Raw genomic sequence first — 16,670 nt, 5'->3', positions numbered from 1 at the left:
AAAATCAGCGTGATTTAAAAAAAAAATTCTAATCTTGTTCAAAATTTAGTAATAAAAGCGTTGTTCAGATAAGATTATGGCGAAGAATTTATTGATCGTTGAGAGCCCTGCAAAAGCAAAAACTATTGAGAAATTTTTAGGCAAGGACTTTCAGGTAAAAAGCAGTTTTGGCCACATTCGTGATCTTGAAAAAGCAGGAATGGGGATCGATATCGATAAGCAGTTTCATCCCCGTTATGTGGTGTCGGAGGGGAAAGAAAAAGTGGTGCGCGACCTTAAAAACCTGGCCTCAAAAAGTGAAGAAGTGTGGCTGGCAACGGATGAGGACCGCGAGGGCGAAGCCATCAGCTGGCATTTATGCGAGGTGTTGGGCCTGGATCCCAGAACCACTAAGCGCATCGTTTTTAATGAAATTACCAAACCGGCCATCCAACAGGCCGTGGCAGCGCCCCGCCATGTAGATATGCACCTGGTTGATGCCCAGCAGGCCCGGAGGATACTGGACCGTATTGTAGGATTTGAGTTAAGCCCGGTTCTCTGGAGAAAAATAAGCACAAAAAATAACCTGAGCGCCGGCAGGGTTCAGAGTGTTGCCGTGCGCCTGATTGCAGAAAGAGAACGGGAAATCAATGCTTTTGAAACACAAAGCAGCTTTAAAATTGTAGCCGTTTTTACCGCTACGGATAGCAATGGTAAAAAAATATCGTTTAAGGCGGAGGGCGCAAAATTTAATACCGCTACAGATGCGGAAAAATTTCTGCAATCCTGTCTCAACGCCAATTACACCGTTAGCGATATACAGGTAAAACCGGGCAAACGCAGCCCGGCCCCGCCCTTTACCACCTCTACCCTGCAGCAGGAGGCCAGCCGCAAATTTGGATACAGCGTAAGCCGTACCATGCAGATAGCCCAGCAGCTTTATGAGAACGGGCATATTACTTATATGCGTACAGACAGTGTAAACCTTAGCAATACGGCACTGGGCGATCTTACCAATACCATAAAAAATATGTACGGCGAGCCCTATCACCAGTTTCGCCGTTTTAAGAACAGGAACGAGAGTGCACAGGAAGCGCACGAAGCCATCCGCCCAACCTATATGAGCAATACCACTGTTGAAAATGCCGATTGGAAACGGTTATATGACCTGATATGGAAGCGTACCATGGCTTGCCAGATGGCCGATGCGCAGCTGGAGAAAACAACCGCCAAAATTGAAATATCAACCAATAAGGAATCATTGACCGCCACCGGTGAAGTGGTAAAGTTTGATGGATTTTTGAAACTGTATCGTGAAGACCGTGATGATGAAGATATGCAGGAAGATGAGGTACAGGAAGGCATGCTGCCCCCGTTAACTACGGGGCAAAACCTGCCCCTGGTGGAAATGACGGGCACCGAACGGTTTACCCGCCCCTCCCCGCGGTATACGGAGGCATCCCTGGTAAAAAAGCTGGAGGAACTGGGCATCGGGCGCCCCTCTACCTATGCGCCTACCATTTCAACCATTCTCAAACGGGAATATGTGGAAAAGCGCGACAAAGAGGGCATTGAGCGTAAATTCCGTACCATAACGTTAAAAGACAACCAGCTTACAAAAAAAGAAAATACAGAGATCACCGGGGCTGAGAAATCAAAGCTCTTCCCCACCGATCTGGGACTGGTGGTAACCGATTTTCTGAAGCAGCACTTCGAGGATATTATGGACTATGGCTTTACCGCCAAAATTGAAGAAGAGTTTGATGAGATCGCCAATGGGAAGCTTCCCTGGAACCAGCTCATCGACAATTTTTACCACCCGTTTAAAGAGGATGTAGACAATACGATTGAAAAGGCCGAGCGTATTAAAGGAGAGCGGGAACTGGGGGCCGAGCCCGGTACCGGCAAGCCGGTAATGGCGCGTATGGGCCGCTTTGGCCCTATGATCCAGATCGGGAATGCCGATGATGAGGAAAAACCCCGGTTTGCAACACTGCGCAAGGGGCAAAGCATCGAAACGATCACCTTCGATGAAGCGATGGACCTCTTTAAGCTGCCGGTAACCCTGGGAACCTACGGGGACAAAGAAGTATCCGTAAATGTAGGACGTTTTGGCCCCTATGTTAAATGGGGTGAAGATTTTATTTCCATTCCGCGCACGGAAGACCCTTTATCGGTGGATATGGAACGTGCCGTTGCGCTTATTACCGAAAAGCAGGCGGCGGATGCTCCTATTGCCCATTTTGAAGAAAAGCCTGTGACAAAAGGCAAGGGCCGCTTTGGTCCCTATATTAAGTGGAACGATTTGTTCATTAATGTTCCCCGCCGTTACAATTTTGACAACCTCTCGCAAAGCGATATAAATGAGCTGATCAGCGCCAAGGTAGAAAAGGAATCCAACCGCTATATCCGGCAATGGCCCGAAGAGAAGATTGCCCTTGAAAACGGGCGCTGGGGGGCTTTTATCCGTTTTGGAAAAAAAATGGTAAAGCTGGGAAGAAAGGAAGACGGCTCAAAATATACACCGGAAGAAGTAGCAGAACTGGAAGTAGAAACCGTAAAAAAAATGATTGAGGCGGAACTTCCCGGAGCCTTCAGTAAACCGGCAAAGAAAACTGCTGCAAAAAAAGCTCCCGCCAAAAAGAAAGCAGCTGCAAAAAAAACTGCCAAAAAGTAAGTAGCCTCAAAGTTGCCGCTAGTACACGGAGGCGCCAGTACACAGGAGGCCTTTGCCAGCGTCATGGCCTTTTAGTTTCAGAAATTTTGAACTGTCAAAATAATAATCCTGGCGGTTCTGGTATTGCATTTTCCTAAATTCATTTATAGTACGGGAGAACAGTCCACCCTGTGCCAGTAACCAGGATGACAGAACAAAATTTATAAAAGGAATTTCCGTTGGGACATAGCTGTACACGTTGTCGAAAAACACCAGTTTGCAGTGATGCTGCACACTGGCCGCAATTACGTTGCTCATGATCTGCGGCCATTGTTTTTCCGGCGAAAGCGATAGCAATGCTTTGGTACGCGGCCACATTTTCCACTACCACCCTGAAAAATTCAGCGATTGCGGGAGCCGTTACCAGATCGGTACAGATAATTACCATACAGTTGGTAGATTCAAGGGCGGCAATGGATGAAGCAGCCCTCGATTTCCTGGAAAAACTTTCAAGGTCGGTGATGAACTCGTGTTCCATCGAAAAATTTCAGGTCCGCCCCTGCCCTGCCCCATAATCATTATGGATCTTCAATGCCCGTAATGGACGGCATTGAAGCGGTATTACACGGCAAAAATTACTATTGACGGGCTCTGGCACAGCGATTACCAACCTGCTTTTAAAAACCTTTGGACAGCACCCACCTATCACAGAGAATCTGCATTCGCTTAATGCTATTGAGCTGAGCATGGGTTTTAGCACTCCTGAGAAACAGCTACTTCCGGGCCATAGGGAAAACCCTATATTTTCAATAGCCCGCAAAACGTAGGGTTTTCCCCCTTGACTTCGCCTTTTTTAAACCACAACTTTGTACTAAAGCAAACCATAAGGGATCAGAACCAAAAAGCTCCAAACTAAATAGGATCAAACAAGCCCCGTTTGCCTTTAACTATAAAAGTATATGCAGTATATATATGCAAATAGCGTTTATTGCCCACAAGGCCGCCATAAGGACCATACCGGCCTTGCGGGCCGCTTACGAAGAAAGGGTATGCTCTTATTGCGTTAACGGCATACCCCCAAAGTAAAAACATATATTAATACAATTCTAAAATTACAAAAAATGAAAAGAAATATAAAACTGGTGGTACCAATGGTGGCACTCGTTTGCCTGGCAATTACTGTTTTTGCCTTTAAGGCCAAGCCCTTCCCCACAACATCGAAGCTGGCCAATACAACCCTGCATTTTAAATATACAGCACCGTCAGGGGACTATTCTCCTGCAGCAGTTATGGACCGGTCAAATTGGACTGAAGTAAGTCCAAGCCAGAAATGCCTGGGAAATATTAACCAGGATGCCTGTTCTTTCTCTATCACCGTTCCGGAAGCTGATGAAAGTACCTACTTAAGTGGCAGTAACCCAAGCACCCGGGTTTCTATTCAAACAGCGGGCTCGTCTTCTGACGCGTATGTAACCAATCTGGTTGATAGCACCCTGGCCACCCCTCAGAACATTTCCTCCGCCATCAATAATCAGCCTAAACCCTGATTGGACAATAAAAAGAGGCTGTAATATTTACAGCCTCTTTTTACTAACTATTGATCATTTTGTTCCAACCCCGCAATTTTGATGATATCTGAAGGCAGTGGCAGTGCATAGTAATTGGCATTGGGCAGCACCGTGTAGGCTACATTATCCAACTCCCTCTTTAATACAATATTCCGGCCCTCCTTATTGAGCCTTTTAATATCCATCCACCTAAGCCCCCGGCAAACCAGTTCCTTTCTCCGCTCCAAAAGAATCCTGTCTAGTAATGGATCCTGTTCCGAGTTGCTCAGCGGTACAAATGTTTCGGCTTCATATCTCTTTGCTAATAGTGCATTTAAATCCATAACGGCTTCTTTTAACCCTATAGCCGTACTGTTCAGTCTTGCTGCACACTCTGCACGAATTAAATAAACCTCATCAGTTGCTATACCGGTAAAATTGTTTGGGGTTTGTGAATAGCTTCCCGTAAAGCCATAGTGTCCTTTAATGTTGAAAAAGTATCCTTTTAGCCGAAGGTCATTTTCTTCATAGTACCCGGTTAGTACAGAATCGATCAACGCATAGGGAAATGAGCAAAGTATAGTAACCTGCCAGGGATTACTTGCAGTGTAATAAATTGTTTCTTTATTAAATTGTTTAAATGGATAAATATTCTCCCAATCTGCAATATCATCATCCCCATTGTAGTCCATTAAGTCACTTTTTATCTGCAGGCACAGATCCGCATACCTGTAAGCACTGTCATACCGGCGCATAGAAAGGTATGCACGGGCCAACAAGCCATAGGCCGCCCACCGGGAGGGGCGGTAAACGTGCAGGGGCAGATCCGGAAGGTACCGGACGCTCTCTTTTGCATCCGCCAATATCTGCTCATAACTTTCCCTTACAGACGCTCTCTTTGAGGGTACGTTAAAATCGGATGTCAGGCGCAAAACAATACCCAAATCTTTATCGGCGGTTTCCGGATCGTATGCTTTTGCATAGTTCCAGGTAAGCATTAAAAAGTGGTAGGCTCTTAAAAACAGGGCACTGCCATAAACGTTATTCCATTTATCAGCGTTTGAAGTTTCTGCATCAATTTTGCGGAGCATTTCCAAACAATAATTAGCATTATAAACCGGCAGGTATCCTTTTGACCAGTCGTTCTCAAAAGAATATTCATACGGCTGCCGGATGTACACCATTTTTAAAAGCGGCGTGCGATCAATTACTTTTCTGTAATCGGGGTTTAAAAAGTAATCATCAGAGGAAGCCTCTCCAAAAACCGGGGTAATATTGTCATTTAAACCGGAGGCATTATCCAGCAGGGCCTGCAGGTCCTCCAGCTTTTGTGGAGAAGTAATGCCATTTGTTATTTTCTTATCCAAAAATTTATTGCAGGAAAAGAAGCCTGCCATACAAATACACAGTATATACAGGCTTATTGTACTATAAGTCTTTTCAAACATGATTCTTTAATTTTTAGGTATTAAAAATTTGCCCGCAGCCCAATGGTATATTGTTTTGGTGGGGCATATGTATTGGGGTAGTCAGGATCAAGCCGCTGTTTATTTGCCCGCCATAAAATACCCAGGTTAGCCGCATTGCTATATACCTGCAAGCTTACGGGAGTTGTAGTGTGCTGGTTAAGCAAAAAAGTGTAAGAAAGATTTACATAATGCAGCCGTACATGGTCCGCCTTCAAAATATTTACTGATGCGTTCTGGTAAAAAAAATCTCTGTAGGCATACAGTTTATAATCAGAGTAAACAAATTTTGGCACCTGGGTTTTATATTCATCCCCTGGCTGCTGCCATCGGAGATAATAATCGCCATGCCCGTACCCGTTATCAATTACCCCGCTTGACGTAAAAGAAGTTTTTCTAAAATAGTAACCCATTTTATACATAATATTGATGGAAAGACTAAGCCCCTTCCAGCTAACATAATTAATGAGCGAGCCAAAATGCACCGGTACCGATGGGCCTGCAAATACCAGGCTGTTGCTCTTTGAGCCCTCCTCCTGTATCTTATTGATAATGCTTTGATAATCCGTACTCTTCTCCCCTTCCAAACTACCCTGCGGATCTCCTTCTGCATTTAACCCCTCCCATTTAAATGCAGATATTGCATACAAAGGCTTGCCCACAACGGGCGTTATGTAAGTACCATTATTGGGGCCATACATATCTTTGGATGCATCTGTAAAATATTTAGAGGTTTTGCTTACGTTATAATTAGAGATCAGGTTTGTTTGCCATTTAACCGTCCGGTTTATATTGTTGGTAGTAATATTTATATCCCACCCGTGCCCCGTCATATTGGCCACATTATTCGTAATAACATCATACATGCCCCAGGCTGTGTAATCGTAAGGCGTTTCACCATAAAGATCCGTTCCTTTTTTGCTGTAGAACTCCACAGTGCCGGAAAAAACATCGTTTTTGCCTGTAAATTCAACTCCCATATTTATTTGCCTGGATATCTCCCATTTCAACGAAGGATTATTCAGGTTGCTAATGATCTGCACAGGAAAGTTAGTAACAGGGTTAGTATATACCCCGCTTATGGGCAAAGGCGTTTTACCGGGGTCCACATTACCACTAAAACCGAAGCTTGCACGCAATTTTAAGCGCCGGAAAACAGCCCAATGGTAAAAAGGTTCATCTGAAACCTGCCAGCTGCCACCGGCAGACCACAGAGGGTTCCATCGATCGTTGGTAGTGGCTCCAAATACGTTGGATGCATCCTTACGAAAGCTTCCGCTAATACTGTACCGATGCTGATACGTATATGAGGCATTGGAGTAAACACTTACATAGCGGAGGTTTTTGTAAGCCTCAATGCCCGGGGCACCGGGAATGTTTTCAAAATAGCCGCTAATTATATTGCGATATCGGTTGTAATGATCTACCGTTGCTTTTGACAGCGGATCCTCCTGGTAGCCGTACAGGGTAAAGGAGCCGGTGCCAAGGCTTGTTTTTGAATCGCGGACATCAGCCCCGGCAATAACATTTACCGCATGGCCCTTCCACTGCTGTTTAAATGAGGCCAGGCCCCTAAAATTATGAGTAATAAGCCCGCTGCCGGACTGGCTCAGCATATCTCCTTTTGGAACGGGAAATACATCCGGGGCATTTGAATAATTCAATTGGGTAAACCGGTTGATCAGATCCCGCAGATAAAAGCTGTTGATATCTGCAAAGCGGGAAACTGTTCCCCATGAATTTTGATATTGATAATTGGCTGTTAACTCCAGGCCTTTAAAGAGGGTATAGCTAAGGTTTACCCGGGCCAGCAGGTTCTGGTTTTTTGAAGAAGTAACATCATGCCGGTAATCTGTGTACGGGTAATAATGCCAGTCCAGCAGGCGCCCCTGCCCAAGCGTATCAATATACCCCCTCCTGTATTTATCAGCTGGCAAGGCATTTCCAACTTCATCTACAAATTCAAGATATGGTACATACCGGTTGCCTACCCTTGTAATAGCTGCAAAGTCCGGCATGCCGCTTTTGGCAGCCGTGGCCGCATAATAGCCGCCCAGGTTGATGGTAAAGTTTTGGAGAAGCCGGAAACTATTGTCCAGATGAATGTTTATTTTTTCTGAAGTTGCCCGGTTAGTAGCCAGCATCCGGTTATAATCGCCACCAAAAGTCCATGAAATTTGCTGATTGCCACCCGTTATATTTACGGCATATTGCTGCGTTATGCCCTGGCGTTGAAAATAGTTGGCATACCGTGTTCTGCCATCCTGCTTTTTTAGCCGACTAATCAGCATTGCGGAGTCCTCAGCAGAGATAAGGCCGCCCCTGCGTTGTAGCAATATTTCCACCAGCGGGGTTAACGGAAGGCGCGCTCGGGTATTGTTTATGTCCGCATTAAACTGCCCTTTTTTAAACAGTTCCGTTTCTATATCAACATAATCGGCAACGGACATTTGCGGCAAGGAAAACAGGTTTGCCGGTTGTAAAAACAGTGTACTGGCATTGACGGCCACCTTTAGTTTTTGGTTAAACCGCCCCTTTTTTGTTGTAATTACAATAACCCCATTGGCAGCCCTGGCGCCCCAAATGCTGGCAGCCGCGGCATCCTTTAAAATGGTTATACTTTCCACATCGTTGGGGTTAATATCCGCTATACTTCCTTCATACGGAAAATTGTCCAGTACAATTAAAGGCGCCAGCGGCCCGTTAATGGTGCTTAGGCCTCTTATAGAAATTTCACTTCCCGGGTTCATTTTCCCTGTATTAAACAGCAGCCCGTTAGTTACGCCCTGCAACCGCTCCAGTATATTGGTTCCCGTTTGCTCGTTCAGGGTTTTGTTATCAATTACGGTAAATGAGCCGTTTACCTCGTTTGGGCTTAGCCGCTGGTAGCCGGTATTAATGGTAACTTCTGCCAGCGCAGTTCCTTCGGGCTCCAATAGCACATTGTACAGCCCGGGTTTATTAACAACAACCTTTTGCGGCACATAGCCCGTGTGGGTTACCAGCAGGGTATCCGGCAGCGCCGGCAGCTGCAGCCGGTAATTGCCGTTTTTTACCGATAGCGCGACACGGGCAGTGTTCATACTTTTAATAGTAGCGGCCTGCAGTGGCTCCTTAGTAGCCGCATTGATTATGTAACCACTAATGGTTGGCTGGTCCTGTGCGGTTACGGCTGCGTTAAAAAACAGCAAGCAACACAGGCACGTAAAAAATTTCCTGTTCATAAGCTTTGTTTTTATGTGATAAAAAAGGTTAGCGTTTCCTATGCGGGGGGCGCGTTGCAGCCACGGTGCTCAGCATGCTTTCTATTATAGCCGGGGTTACCAGCGCCGGGGATCCATGCGCCATATATACCCGGTTAGGCCCCAGTATGGCGTAATTGGGCCGCGGGCCCTGGTCAAAATAGTGCTGCAGCAGTGTATCTGCCGTGGCTATGGGCAAGCTTAATTTTTTATGATTCTTTTGCTCCCACCGGGCTATAAATGGCCGCACAATACTATCCGGCTCAAAAGTTACCATTACAATTTGCAGCTGTGCTTTAAACCGGTGCTGCAAGGCCAGCAGCTTTGGTATTTGCTGTACACAGGCGCCACAGGTGGTAAACCAAAAATCCAATAGCAGCACTTTGGTATTGCCTGCCTGCAGTTGGTTAATGGAGGCCCTGCCCGGTGGGTAGTTGAGCATATCTATAATGGTAATATTGGACAGTTGATCACCAATATATAACCGGGTTGCCGGCTGTGGTACAGTGTTTTCCTGGGCTGCTGTGTACAGGCATAGGCCAGCCAGCACGCATGCCAGCGTAAATCTTTTCATACTTAAGTATTAAAAATGAAGCAATAATTTTTGGAAAAATGTTGGGTATAGCTTAACAGGTGTTTGCACCCCGGGAATGCCGGAGCCGTTGCACATGAGAAAAGCAGCCCATCGTTCGGCAGTACTTTAGACGGGAATTTTGGGTTTACAAGCAAATAATACCATAAATGCTACGGCATTGGGAACAAAGGTTTCATATAATGTTTTAGCGCTCATCCGTTTTGGGTTGGATGAGTCTCCCGGCAAGCTCTTTTACGTCACAAGCAATAAGAGAACGTGACACGCAATTTGCCGGTTTTGAGGCCCCGGAAAGTCTGGCAACGAATAAGAGGTGGCTGTCTCAAAAGTCCTTAACTACCTACTTTATTCTGAACTTGTTTCAGAATCTATCAATCATTAATCTTCTTTGAATGCCGAAACAAGTTTGGCATTACAAATAGAAGACTTTTGACAGCCTCATTCTACTCTTCATCTCGTTGCCACAGAAATTTCTCAGGTTTCAAAAGCGAGACTCAAAGCGAATGCTTCAAATATTATTATGAAGTAATCGCAAAACTAATACTCTAATACAAATATAATAAAAAACTAAAAAGACCTACTATAATAGGCCATATTTTTTTAAAAATCATATCATCATACTTTACTAAAAGTGTATACAAAAAATAGAATGGGCTCCTGTTTTAGTTTGCTCTTGCCCCGCAGAAAGTCATGATTGCCTTCAAACAAACCCCACCCATCCGGCATTGAAAAATCAGTCGGGTTTATTGATGGTTAGGACATGACAACTTTAAAGAACGAATTAAAGGCGCTTTAACTGTTGTGAATTGCTTTCAATTTTCGGATTACCTTTGGTCTTTGACAACCACGCAGAAAATCAATAACAATTTATGCCAACCTGCCCGTTATAGGCAGGCATTTTTGTCAATTTATTTTCAGTCCGCATGCTACACCAATGTTTAAACAAAAACTAAGTTCTTCTTTACTATTCCATCGCGAATTTTGAAGGTTGATAACAATAAAAAAGTCACCCATACTTTTCCGCCAGGTTTGTCCGCTCGTTTTATAACCATGCTCCTTCAATGTCGGTTTTAAATACGTCTTTATGAAATCAGTCTGAATGTCTTTCGCTGTCATACTTCTATGTTAACAGTTTGTCCCTGTCAAAGAAATCGTCAATTTCCCCTATTGCTGTTCTAAGGCATCGCATTATTTCCTCGTGAAAATCTGTTCCTGATGCGTGCAAAGGGTCAATAGATTTTACCAAAAGCTCTCTTAATTCAAAAAGTTGTTCCCTGTTGTATTTTTTTGATGCTTTTACTAATTCCAATTTCATCAATTCTTCCTGTTGATTTTGTTTTGGGTTGAATATTTCGTTTATATGACTGCACTGATAACAAATTCCTTCCTGGTTAATTAATGCACATCTGTGTTCAAAAATATCTGTCATCGTATTTCTTGCATCATTGAGTAAATTCTTTACAACACCTTCGGCTTTTTCAAGAATATCAGCAATTTCTTTTACTTTAAAATCATACATATTTTTTAATATCAGCGCAATTTGATTTTCAATGGGCAATGTTTTTGAAATGCAGGTAAAACAATAATCAATATGCTCACGCATTTCGTAAGCGCCAGTCGGGGATGTGTCATGAACCATCCAAAAAACCTGCCTGATTTCTTCCGAACTGATAGCCAGGTCTGCGGCTTTGTCCTGAGCGTCAGGAAGCCATCTTTTTTTCTTTCTTAAATGGTCGTACGCAAGATTTGTAGCTATTTTAAAAACCCAGGTTTTCAGACTGGCATCCTGATTAAAAGTTGAAATCTTAGTGAATGCTCTAATGAATGTGTCATGAGTTAAATCTTCAACATCGTCCCGATCTGTTAACAGGCGATACAAATATGATTTCAATTGGCTTTGAAATTCAGCAAACAAATTCTGGAAAGCGTTTATATCGCCATTTATTGCCGACTGAATTATTTCCTCTTTTTCCATTTGTTAGTTATTAGTAAATACAGACAAATGTTGCAGTCTTGATGATTTAAAGACTGCAACCACTAATGTACAACAATATTCTTCTACAAAACATTCATCTTGCCGCAATCCACATCAACAATATGACTATTGAATACAATTCCATTTTCTGAAGCAAGAAACGCTGCGGTTTCGCCAACCTGCTTTAATGTCAAATCAGTTTTTATTATATCAAATGATTTGTATTGGGCAATAATCTGCTCCTCAGGTATGCCATATTTTTTGGCTGTGTCTGAAATAAATCCCGATATTCTCTCCGTTTCCATTAAAGCACCGGCACAAATACAAGTTACTTTTATTCCGTTTACGCCCCATTCTGCGGCCATAACTCTTGTCAACCCTTCAATGGCGGCACTTGCCGCCGTGATACCTGCGACATTTGGAAATTTGCATTTGGATAATTGAGCCGTAAGTAATAAAATAGCTCCTTCAGATTTTGTTTCTATCATATACCTTGCTGCAATTCTTGAAGTAAGAAATTGTGAACCGCAAATTTTTTCTATCGGCGCCATAAACTGCTCAAAAGTAGCAATAGTTGTTGGTGGACGTCCGCCCATTTCCTCATAGTTTGCACCAATACCATTGAATACAATGTCTAATTTTCCATTGTCAGCAATTACCTTTCTTAGGAAATCGTCAATCTCCGTTTCGTTCAAGGCATCAACCTGGGCAGCTGCTACATTACCACCGCTTTCGTTAAGTTCCTTTGCCAATAATTTTACGGCATCAAAGTTTCGTGCTGTGAGGTAAAGCTTTGTTCCGTGTTCTGAAAATGAGCGGGCAACTGCTCCTGCAATTTCTCCCGAAGCCGCAAATACTACGGCAACTTTGTTTTTTAAATTTGTCATTTTAATACAATTTTCTTGTTTGTATCATTTTGACGAATGAACGATTCAAAACGGTCGGAAATTCTTAAAAATAATTTTCTTTTGTTGCGTCTTAATTATTCAAAAGCTTATTGGCAAGTTTTTGTTTGTGTTAACTCGAAGTTGTCAGGTGTTTGAGACAATGCTGAAGGTTTCGTAATATCGCAGCTAACGTCCGATGGCTTTGCGATGGTGCGGCAATAGCGAACTGTCAGTTGAGTTTTGTAGTAAAGTTAAATAGAAATCCTAAAGTTGAGCCTATAACTTCAAGCCGCACTATTGCAAAACAGCTTGTTATGCGGTCGGCTTTCTTGTCTGCCGTGATTTTCGTTGCTCGTATTCGCTTAAAAGTCTGTTTAATGTTTTTATTTTATTATTGTCAACAGGTACGGTTTGGCAAAGTTGGTTCACCATTATGTTGATCTCGTAAAATTGATTATCTGTCGTGATTTTTCCTTTTCCAATTATCTGGTCAGCACGTTGGAAATAGGATTTAAAAATGTCAATGTCATACTTGGTTTTGTCTTGCAGATACTTGTTGAATTTCAAATCACCAGTTTCTACCTGCATTTCTGTTAAGTCGCGAAACCATTGTTTCAGTCTTGTTAATCGTCCTTTTCGGTAGTGTTCCTCAGTCTGTGTTTTAAGTCCTTTATAATGCTCTATTGAGTCATAGTCAGGGGTTTTGATATGCAGTTCCGTATAGTCTATATAATAATCAAGTGTCCCCAAAACTAAGTCTCGGTACTTTTGAAGCTCTGCCTGTTTTTCGTCTTTATTTAGTTGATTGTCAGTCATTTTAGAGCTCGATCTCTATAATGTTCAACAAATTTCTTAGCGTCACGAAGGTTGTCTGGATATTTTGCATAATTCTGATAGTTCGTCACTCCATTTTTGGTTTCAACTATTTCGTATATGTGCTGATAATAAAATCCATTCTCAATTAGAAACTTAACTGTTTCCCATTTTTTGTCTTCTGTCTTTTTAGGTGGTTTAAATCGGTGAGGCAAAAGTGTCATTGATTTTCCACATTCAGGGCAAGGATATGTTTGTTCAGAACCACTGTCAAATGGTCTGTTAAGTGTCAATCTACATTCTAAACAAACTTTTTTATGTCCCATTACTTTCTGTTGTTGTGTCGTCCTTTAAGCTGCCGCATAACAAGCCGGCGGCTTTGCGATGGCAGGAAATAGAATTCCTTCTGCTCGAACCTTCAGCCGAATATAGATGAAAAAGCTGATTATTTATTCGTTTGCTGATAGAATTCCGTCAGCCGGAACTGCTGATGATAGTAGTACAAAAGCCGATGTTTATTCCTTCGGCCCCGCTTGTGTAAAACCGATGTAAGCGGTTCGTGCCGTTTCGTTATGCTGTTAAAGATAATTTTAGATGTCCACCAAGTCCGTCTTGAATGATACGCATTAATGTTGAGAGTCTTATGTCACTTGCATTGTTTTCGATTCGTGAAATGTAGGATTTTGTGGTGCCAACTTTGTCGGCAAGTTGTTCTTGCGTCATGTTTTGTTTTTCCCGCATTTCCTGAATTAAAACGCCGATTTTGAAAGCTTCAAACTCTCGTTCGTAAGCTTCTCTTTTTTTTGTCCCACGCTTGCCATATTCCCGGTCAAGATGGTCAGCAAACGATGTCAGATTTTTATTTGTTTCCTTTTTCATCAAAATATTCATTTTTAATTTTCTTGGCTAATTCAAGTTCATTTTTCGGTGTCTTTTGAGATTTTTTCTGGAAAGCGTTAGCAATCACAATTAATCTTCCTTCGTCAAAAAAAGAAAAAGCCCTAAAAATATTACTTCCCACTTCAACTCTAATTTCCCAAATTCCATCGGTTCCTGTCATGTGGTCAAAATATTTTTTGGGGACTTTATCAATAACCGAAATGAGCTCCAAAGTCCAGTTGAACTTTTTCTGAACGTCCTTTGTCTGCTCTCTATAAAATTCCAGAAAATAGCTTTTGTAGTAAAAGACGTGTCGCATAAATTTTTGTTCCACAAAACAAAGTTAGCTAAATAGTGAACTCTGCCAAAATAAAATTGAATGTTTTTCTAACCCCGGAAATTCAACTTTAGAGGAATGTTGGTCTTGTGGCATGACCGCTTACGAGCCGGGTGTTTGCGAAGTGGCAAATGAAAAAAGCCCGTTTATTTTGTTTTGTGTTTGTTTAAGTTTTTGTCGGCTATAAAGATATGGCTTTTTTCATCCTGGCACGGGAGCAATACACAAGGGAGCTGGCATTTAGCAAACACTAGGTTGAGTGAAGGTTGCCACGGGTTGACCTTTGCGCTTGTAGTGAAAGTTGTGGCAGCTACCGTGTAAACCCGGCTCGTTGAGCGTTCGTTATTCTACGTACTCGGAAATTAAACCGATTTTTTGCCCCACGTAATTGTCAACATCCGCTGGTTTCATTTCGTTCTGTTTGAAACCATAAATGTCTTGTCCGCAACCGCTGCAATAAACCCCAATGTCATTAGTCTTGCCACACTCACAAGTCCAAACTTCTTTCTCCTTAGAAGACAATAATTGTTTTTTTGTCGTCCGTGTACCACGTTCAACAAAAGTTTCCTGAATGTACTCCCTTATGTTCTGCAAATCTTGCATGTCTTGTTTTTTATAAAATGGCTTGTCATATGTAACAACACGAACACCTCGTTTCTGGGCTTGGAAATTGCCGCTCTTTAGCAACTCCATGCTTCGGTTGAAATCAAAAGTGAAGTCAATTGTTTTTGATAACTCTGTGAACGCCCTCCGAATACGTCAGTTAGACCGCCTAAAAAGTCGCTAAATAAGTTTGTCCCCGCAACAATGTGGGCGGAAATTGGTTTTAAATATCGCTTTATCTTAAGTCCATCACCTGATGAAGTTGTGATTACTAAAACTATTGGCAAAGGGTATTTAAAAACCGTAACGTTTTCCTGTTAAAATCGCTGTACATGTGGTGGTCGGCCACGGATAAATTAATTTCTCCCAGTACCGTTGTTTTTTGAGAGAAGGACAACCCATTGATTACCGGAAAACTTCCCGGGCTATTTTGATAGGCATTTAAAAAGGCATCGGAATATCCAACAAAATAATTATTATCATCAATAAAGCCTTTATTCTTTAATTCATTGAAAATGGAAACCGATTGAGCTACGGTAATATCACCTTGTCTTGCAAAACGCGCGGTATAAACGGGGCTCCTTTCATTTACGAAGTAATTACTGCAAACTCCCCGCGCATTTAAGGAATTTGAATTGGACAAGGCCGCTGCATTCCCAGCCTGACCCACAGAGGGGTTATCATCATTTCTTTCCATACAAAACAGCGTAGGAACCAAAGTGGTTGCTATAACAACAGGGCTTCCCTGGGAGCAGTAATTTACGCCGGCTCTATAATGATACATGAAGGAAAGGGCCGAAGAAAAAAAGCCTCCGTCACTCATTCCTATTGCGTATTTAGGCTTGGAACTGTTGGTTACCCCCTTGTTGTATAACGACTCTGTGAGTATCCGGATGTTGGCAAAATCAACATTTGTGTTTATATCGGCCGGCAAAATGGCCCAACGCAGCTTTCCGTCACCATTGGCATCAATACCTGTTGTAGCTTCTTCTGCTTCGGTTATCACCACGCCAAAATTATCATTTATCAAATCCCTTATCAAAAGCTGAAATTCATATCCGCCAACAACGGAGGCCGCACTGCCATTGGTGCCGTGCAGTAAATACACAACACCCTTATGGCCCGCGGGAAAATAATAGTATACCGGCTTTAACCGATCCCGCCCCATTATTTGCTCATACTGTAAAGTATAGGCAACGCTGTTTTTGACACTGCCGGTTACCGACACCTTCCTGTTGGGCATTATAAACCAGGTATGCCATTCATCTGGAGCCTTTAATAAGGCTACATCACCGGTCCATTTATCAAAAAGCTGGTTATCAGCATAATGATTGGAAAACAGGTGCACCGTGTCACCGATTTTGTAGGAGCCGCTGCCATACCCATTATTTACAATAACCGTAAAACTGTCTTCTGAACCGGCGGGGGGCGCCGGGGAATCATTCTTGCTGCAGGACAATATCGTAGTCAAGGCCATAACAAGAATGAAAAAGAAGGGTGTTCTATTTTTCATATTCCGCTTTTCACCTTTGGATTCTTATTTTACTAAAAAGTTTAATAAAACCCCGGCGTCAAAATTTTTTTGTGGGGTGTACCTGCGGCGCAGTATAAAACCCATGCCGTTATGCGGGCACATTGAAAAATTCGGGCCAGGTGTCTCCCTGTTCTTCCCGGGTTAAAAAGCGGTCAATGGT

16 protein-coding genes are annotated in these 16,670 nt (G+C 42.8%); 2 read left to right on the top strand and 14 right to left on the bottom strand.

Annotated features, from left to right (window positions below; translation table 11 throughout):
• Positions 1-76 precede the first annotated feature (76 nt).
• Positions 77-2,656 (top strand): type I DNA topoisomerase, encoded by a 2,580-nt coding sequence (gene topA, locus GGU45_RS14955; protein WP_435226028.1) that lies wholly within the window; start codon positions 77-79, stop codon positions 2,654-2,656.
• Positions 2,657-2,674: 18 nt separating this feature from the next.
• Here topA and GGU45_RS14950 read toward each other — a convergent pair whose 3' ends face one another.
• On the bottom strand, positions 2,675-2,953 hold the full coding sequence (locus tag GGU45_RS14950) for a hypothetical protein (RefSeq protein ID WP_435226026.1): 279 nt from the start codon (positions 2,951-2,953) through the stop codon (positions 2,675-2,677).
• An 803-nt stretch (positions 2,954-3,756) separates the two neighbouring features.
• Here GGU45_RS14950 and GGU45_RS14945 point away from each other — a divergent pair.
• Positions 3,757-4,182 carry a hypothetical protein gene (locus GGU45_RS14945; protein WP_435226025.1) on the top strand — a complete coding sequence of 142 codons (426 nt, stop codon included), beginning with the start codon at positions 3,757-3,759 and terminating at the stop codon, positions 4,180-4,182.
• Between the two features lie 47 nt (positions 4,183-4,229).
• Here GGU45_RS14945 and GGU45_RS14940 read toward each other — a convergent pair whose 3' ends face one another.
• From GGU45_RS14940 to GGU45_RS14880, 13 genes are all read right to left on the bottom strand, one after another.
• A complete protein-coding gene (locus GGU45_RS14940; protein WP_435226023.1) occupies positions 4,230-5,630 on the bottom strand; it encodes a RagB/SusD family nutrient uptake outer membrane protein in 1,401 nt (466 codons plus the stop codon).
• A 20-nt stretch (positions 5,631-5,650) separates the two neighbouring features.
• Positions 5,651-8,872, bottom strand: a complete 3,222-nt coding sequence (locus GGU45_RS14935; RefSeq protein ID WP_435226021.1) for a SusC/RagA family TonB-linked outer membrane protein — start codon at positions 8,870-8,872, stop codon at positions 5,651-5,653.
• Positions 8,873-8,900: 28 nt separating this feature from the next.
• Positions 8,901-9,464, bottom strand: coding sequence for a TlpA family protein disulfide reductase (locus GGU45_RS14930; protein ID WP_435226019.1), 564 nt, complete (start codon positions 9,462-9,464; stop codon positions 8,901-8,903).
• Between the two features lie 921 nt (positions 9,465-10,385).
• On the bottom strand, positions 10,386-10,598 hold the full coding sequence (locus GGU45_RS14925) for a DUF4304 domain-containing protein (protein ID WP_435226017.1): 213 nt from the start codon (positions 10,596-10,598) through the stop codon (positions 10,386-10,388).
• A gap of 4 nt (positions 10,599-10,602) precedes the next feature.
• Positions 10,603-11,457 (bottom strand): RNA polymerase sigma factor, encoded by an 855-nt coding sequence (locus tag GGU45_RS14920; protein ID WP_435226015.1) that lies wholly within the window; start codon positions 11,455-11,457, stop codon positions 10,603-10,605.
• A gap of 83 nt (positions 11,458-11,540) precedes the next feature.
• Positions 11,541-12,344, bottom strand: a complete 804-nt coding sequence (locus GGU45_RS14915) for an SDR family NAD(P)-dependent oxidoreductase (RefSeq protein ID WP_435226013.1) — start codon at positions 12,342-12,344, stop codon at positions 11,541-11,543.
• Positions 12,345-12,656: 312 nt separating this feature from the next.
• Positions 12,657-13,160 carry a hypothetical protein gene (locus tag GGU45_RS14910; RefSeq protein WP_435226011.1) on the bottom strand — a complete coding sequence of 168 codons (504 nt, stop codon included), beginning with the start codon at positions 13,158-13,160 and terminating at the stop codon, positions 12,657-12,659.
• The gene (locus tag GGU45_RS14905; RefSeq protein WP_435226010.1) at positions 13,157-13,483 is read right to left on the bottom strand and encodes a hypothetical protein; all 327 of its coding nucleotides are present in this window, start codon (positions 13,481-13,483) and stop codon (positions 13,157-13,159) included. The genes GGU45_RS14910 and GGU45_RS14905 overlap by 4 nt, the downstream gene beginning before the upstream one ends.
• A gap of 244 nt (positions 13,484-13,727) precedes the next feature.
• Positions 13,728-14,036 carry a helix-turn-helix domain-containing protein gene (locus GGU45_RS14900; RefSeq protein ID WP_435226008.1) on the bottom strand — a complete coding sequence of 103 codons (309 nt, stop codon included), beginning with the start codon at positions 14,034-14,036 and terminating at the stop codon, positions 13,728-13,730.
• Positions 14,017-14,370, bottom strand: a complete 354-nt coding sequence (locus tag GGU45_RS14895; protein WP_435226006.1) for a type II toxin-antitoxin system RelE/ParE family toxin — start codon at positions 14,368-14,370, stop codon at positions 14,017-14,019. Before GGU45_RS14895 ends, GGU45_RS14900 begins: the two co-directional genes overlap by 20 nt.
• 345 nt (positions 14,371-14,715) lie before the next feature.
• Positions 14,716-15,066 (bottom strand): hypothetical protein, encoded by a 351-nt coding sequence (locus GGU45_RS14890; protein ID WP_435226004.1) that lies wholly within the window; start codon positions 15,064-15,066, stop codon positions 14,716-14,718.
• Positions 15,054-15,263, bottom strand: a complete 210-nt coding sequence (locus GGU45_RS14885) for a heavy metal-binding domain-containing protein (RefSeq protein ID WP_435226002.1) — start codon at positions 15,261-15,263, stop codon at positions 15,054-15,056. The genes GGU45_RS14890 and GGU45_RS14885 overlap by 13 nt, the downstream gene beginning before the upstream one ends.
• The gene (locus tag GGU45_RS14880; RefSeq protein WP_435226001.1) at positions 15,254-16,489 is read right to left on the bottom strand and encodes a hypothetical protein; all 1,236 of its coding nucleotides are present in this window, start codon (positions 16,487-16,489) and stop codon (positions 15,254-15,256) included. The genes GGU45_RS14885 and GGU45_RS14880 overlap by 10 nt, the downstream gene beginning before the upstream one ends.
• Positions 16,490-16,670: the final 181 nt, after the last annotated feature.

The organism is Niabella hirudinis (genome assembly GCF_051201075.1).
GTDB classification, from domain to species: domain Bacteria; phylum Bacteroidota; class Bacteroidia; order Chitinophagales; family Chitinophagaceae; genus Niabella; species Niabella hirudinis.
The sequence above is the reverse complement of the archived record's forward strand: the minus strand, read 5'-3'. Positions and strand labels throughout refer to the sequence as shown.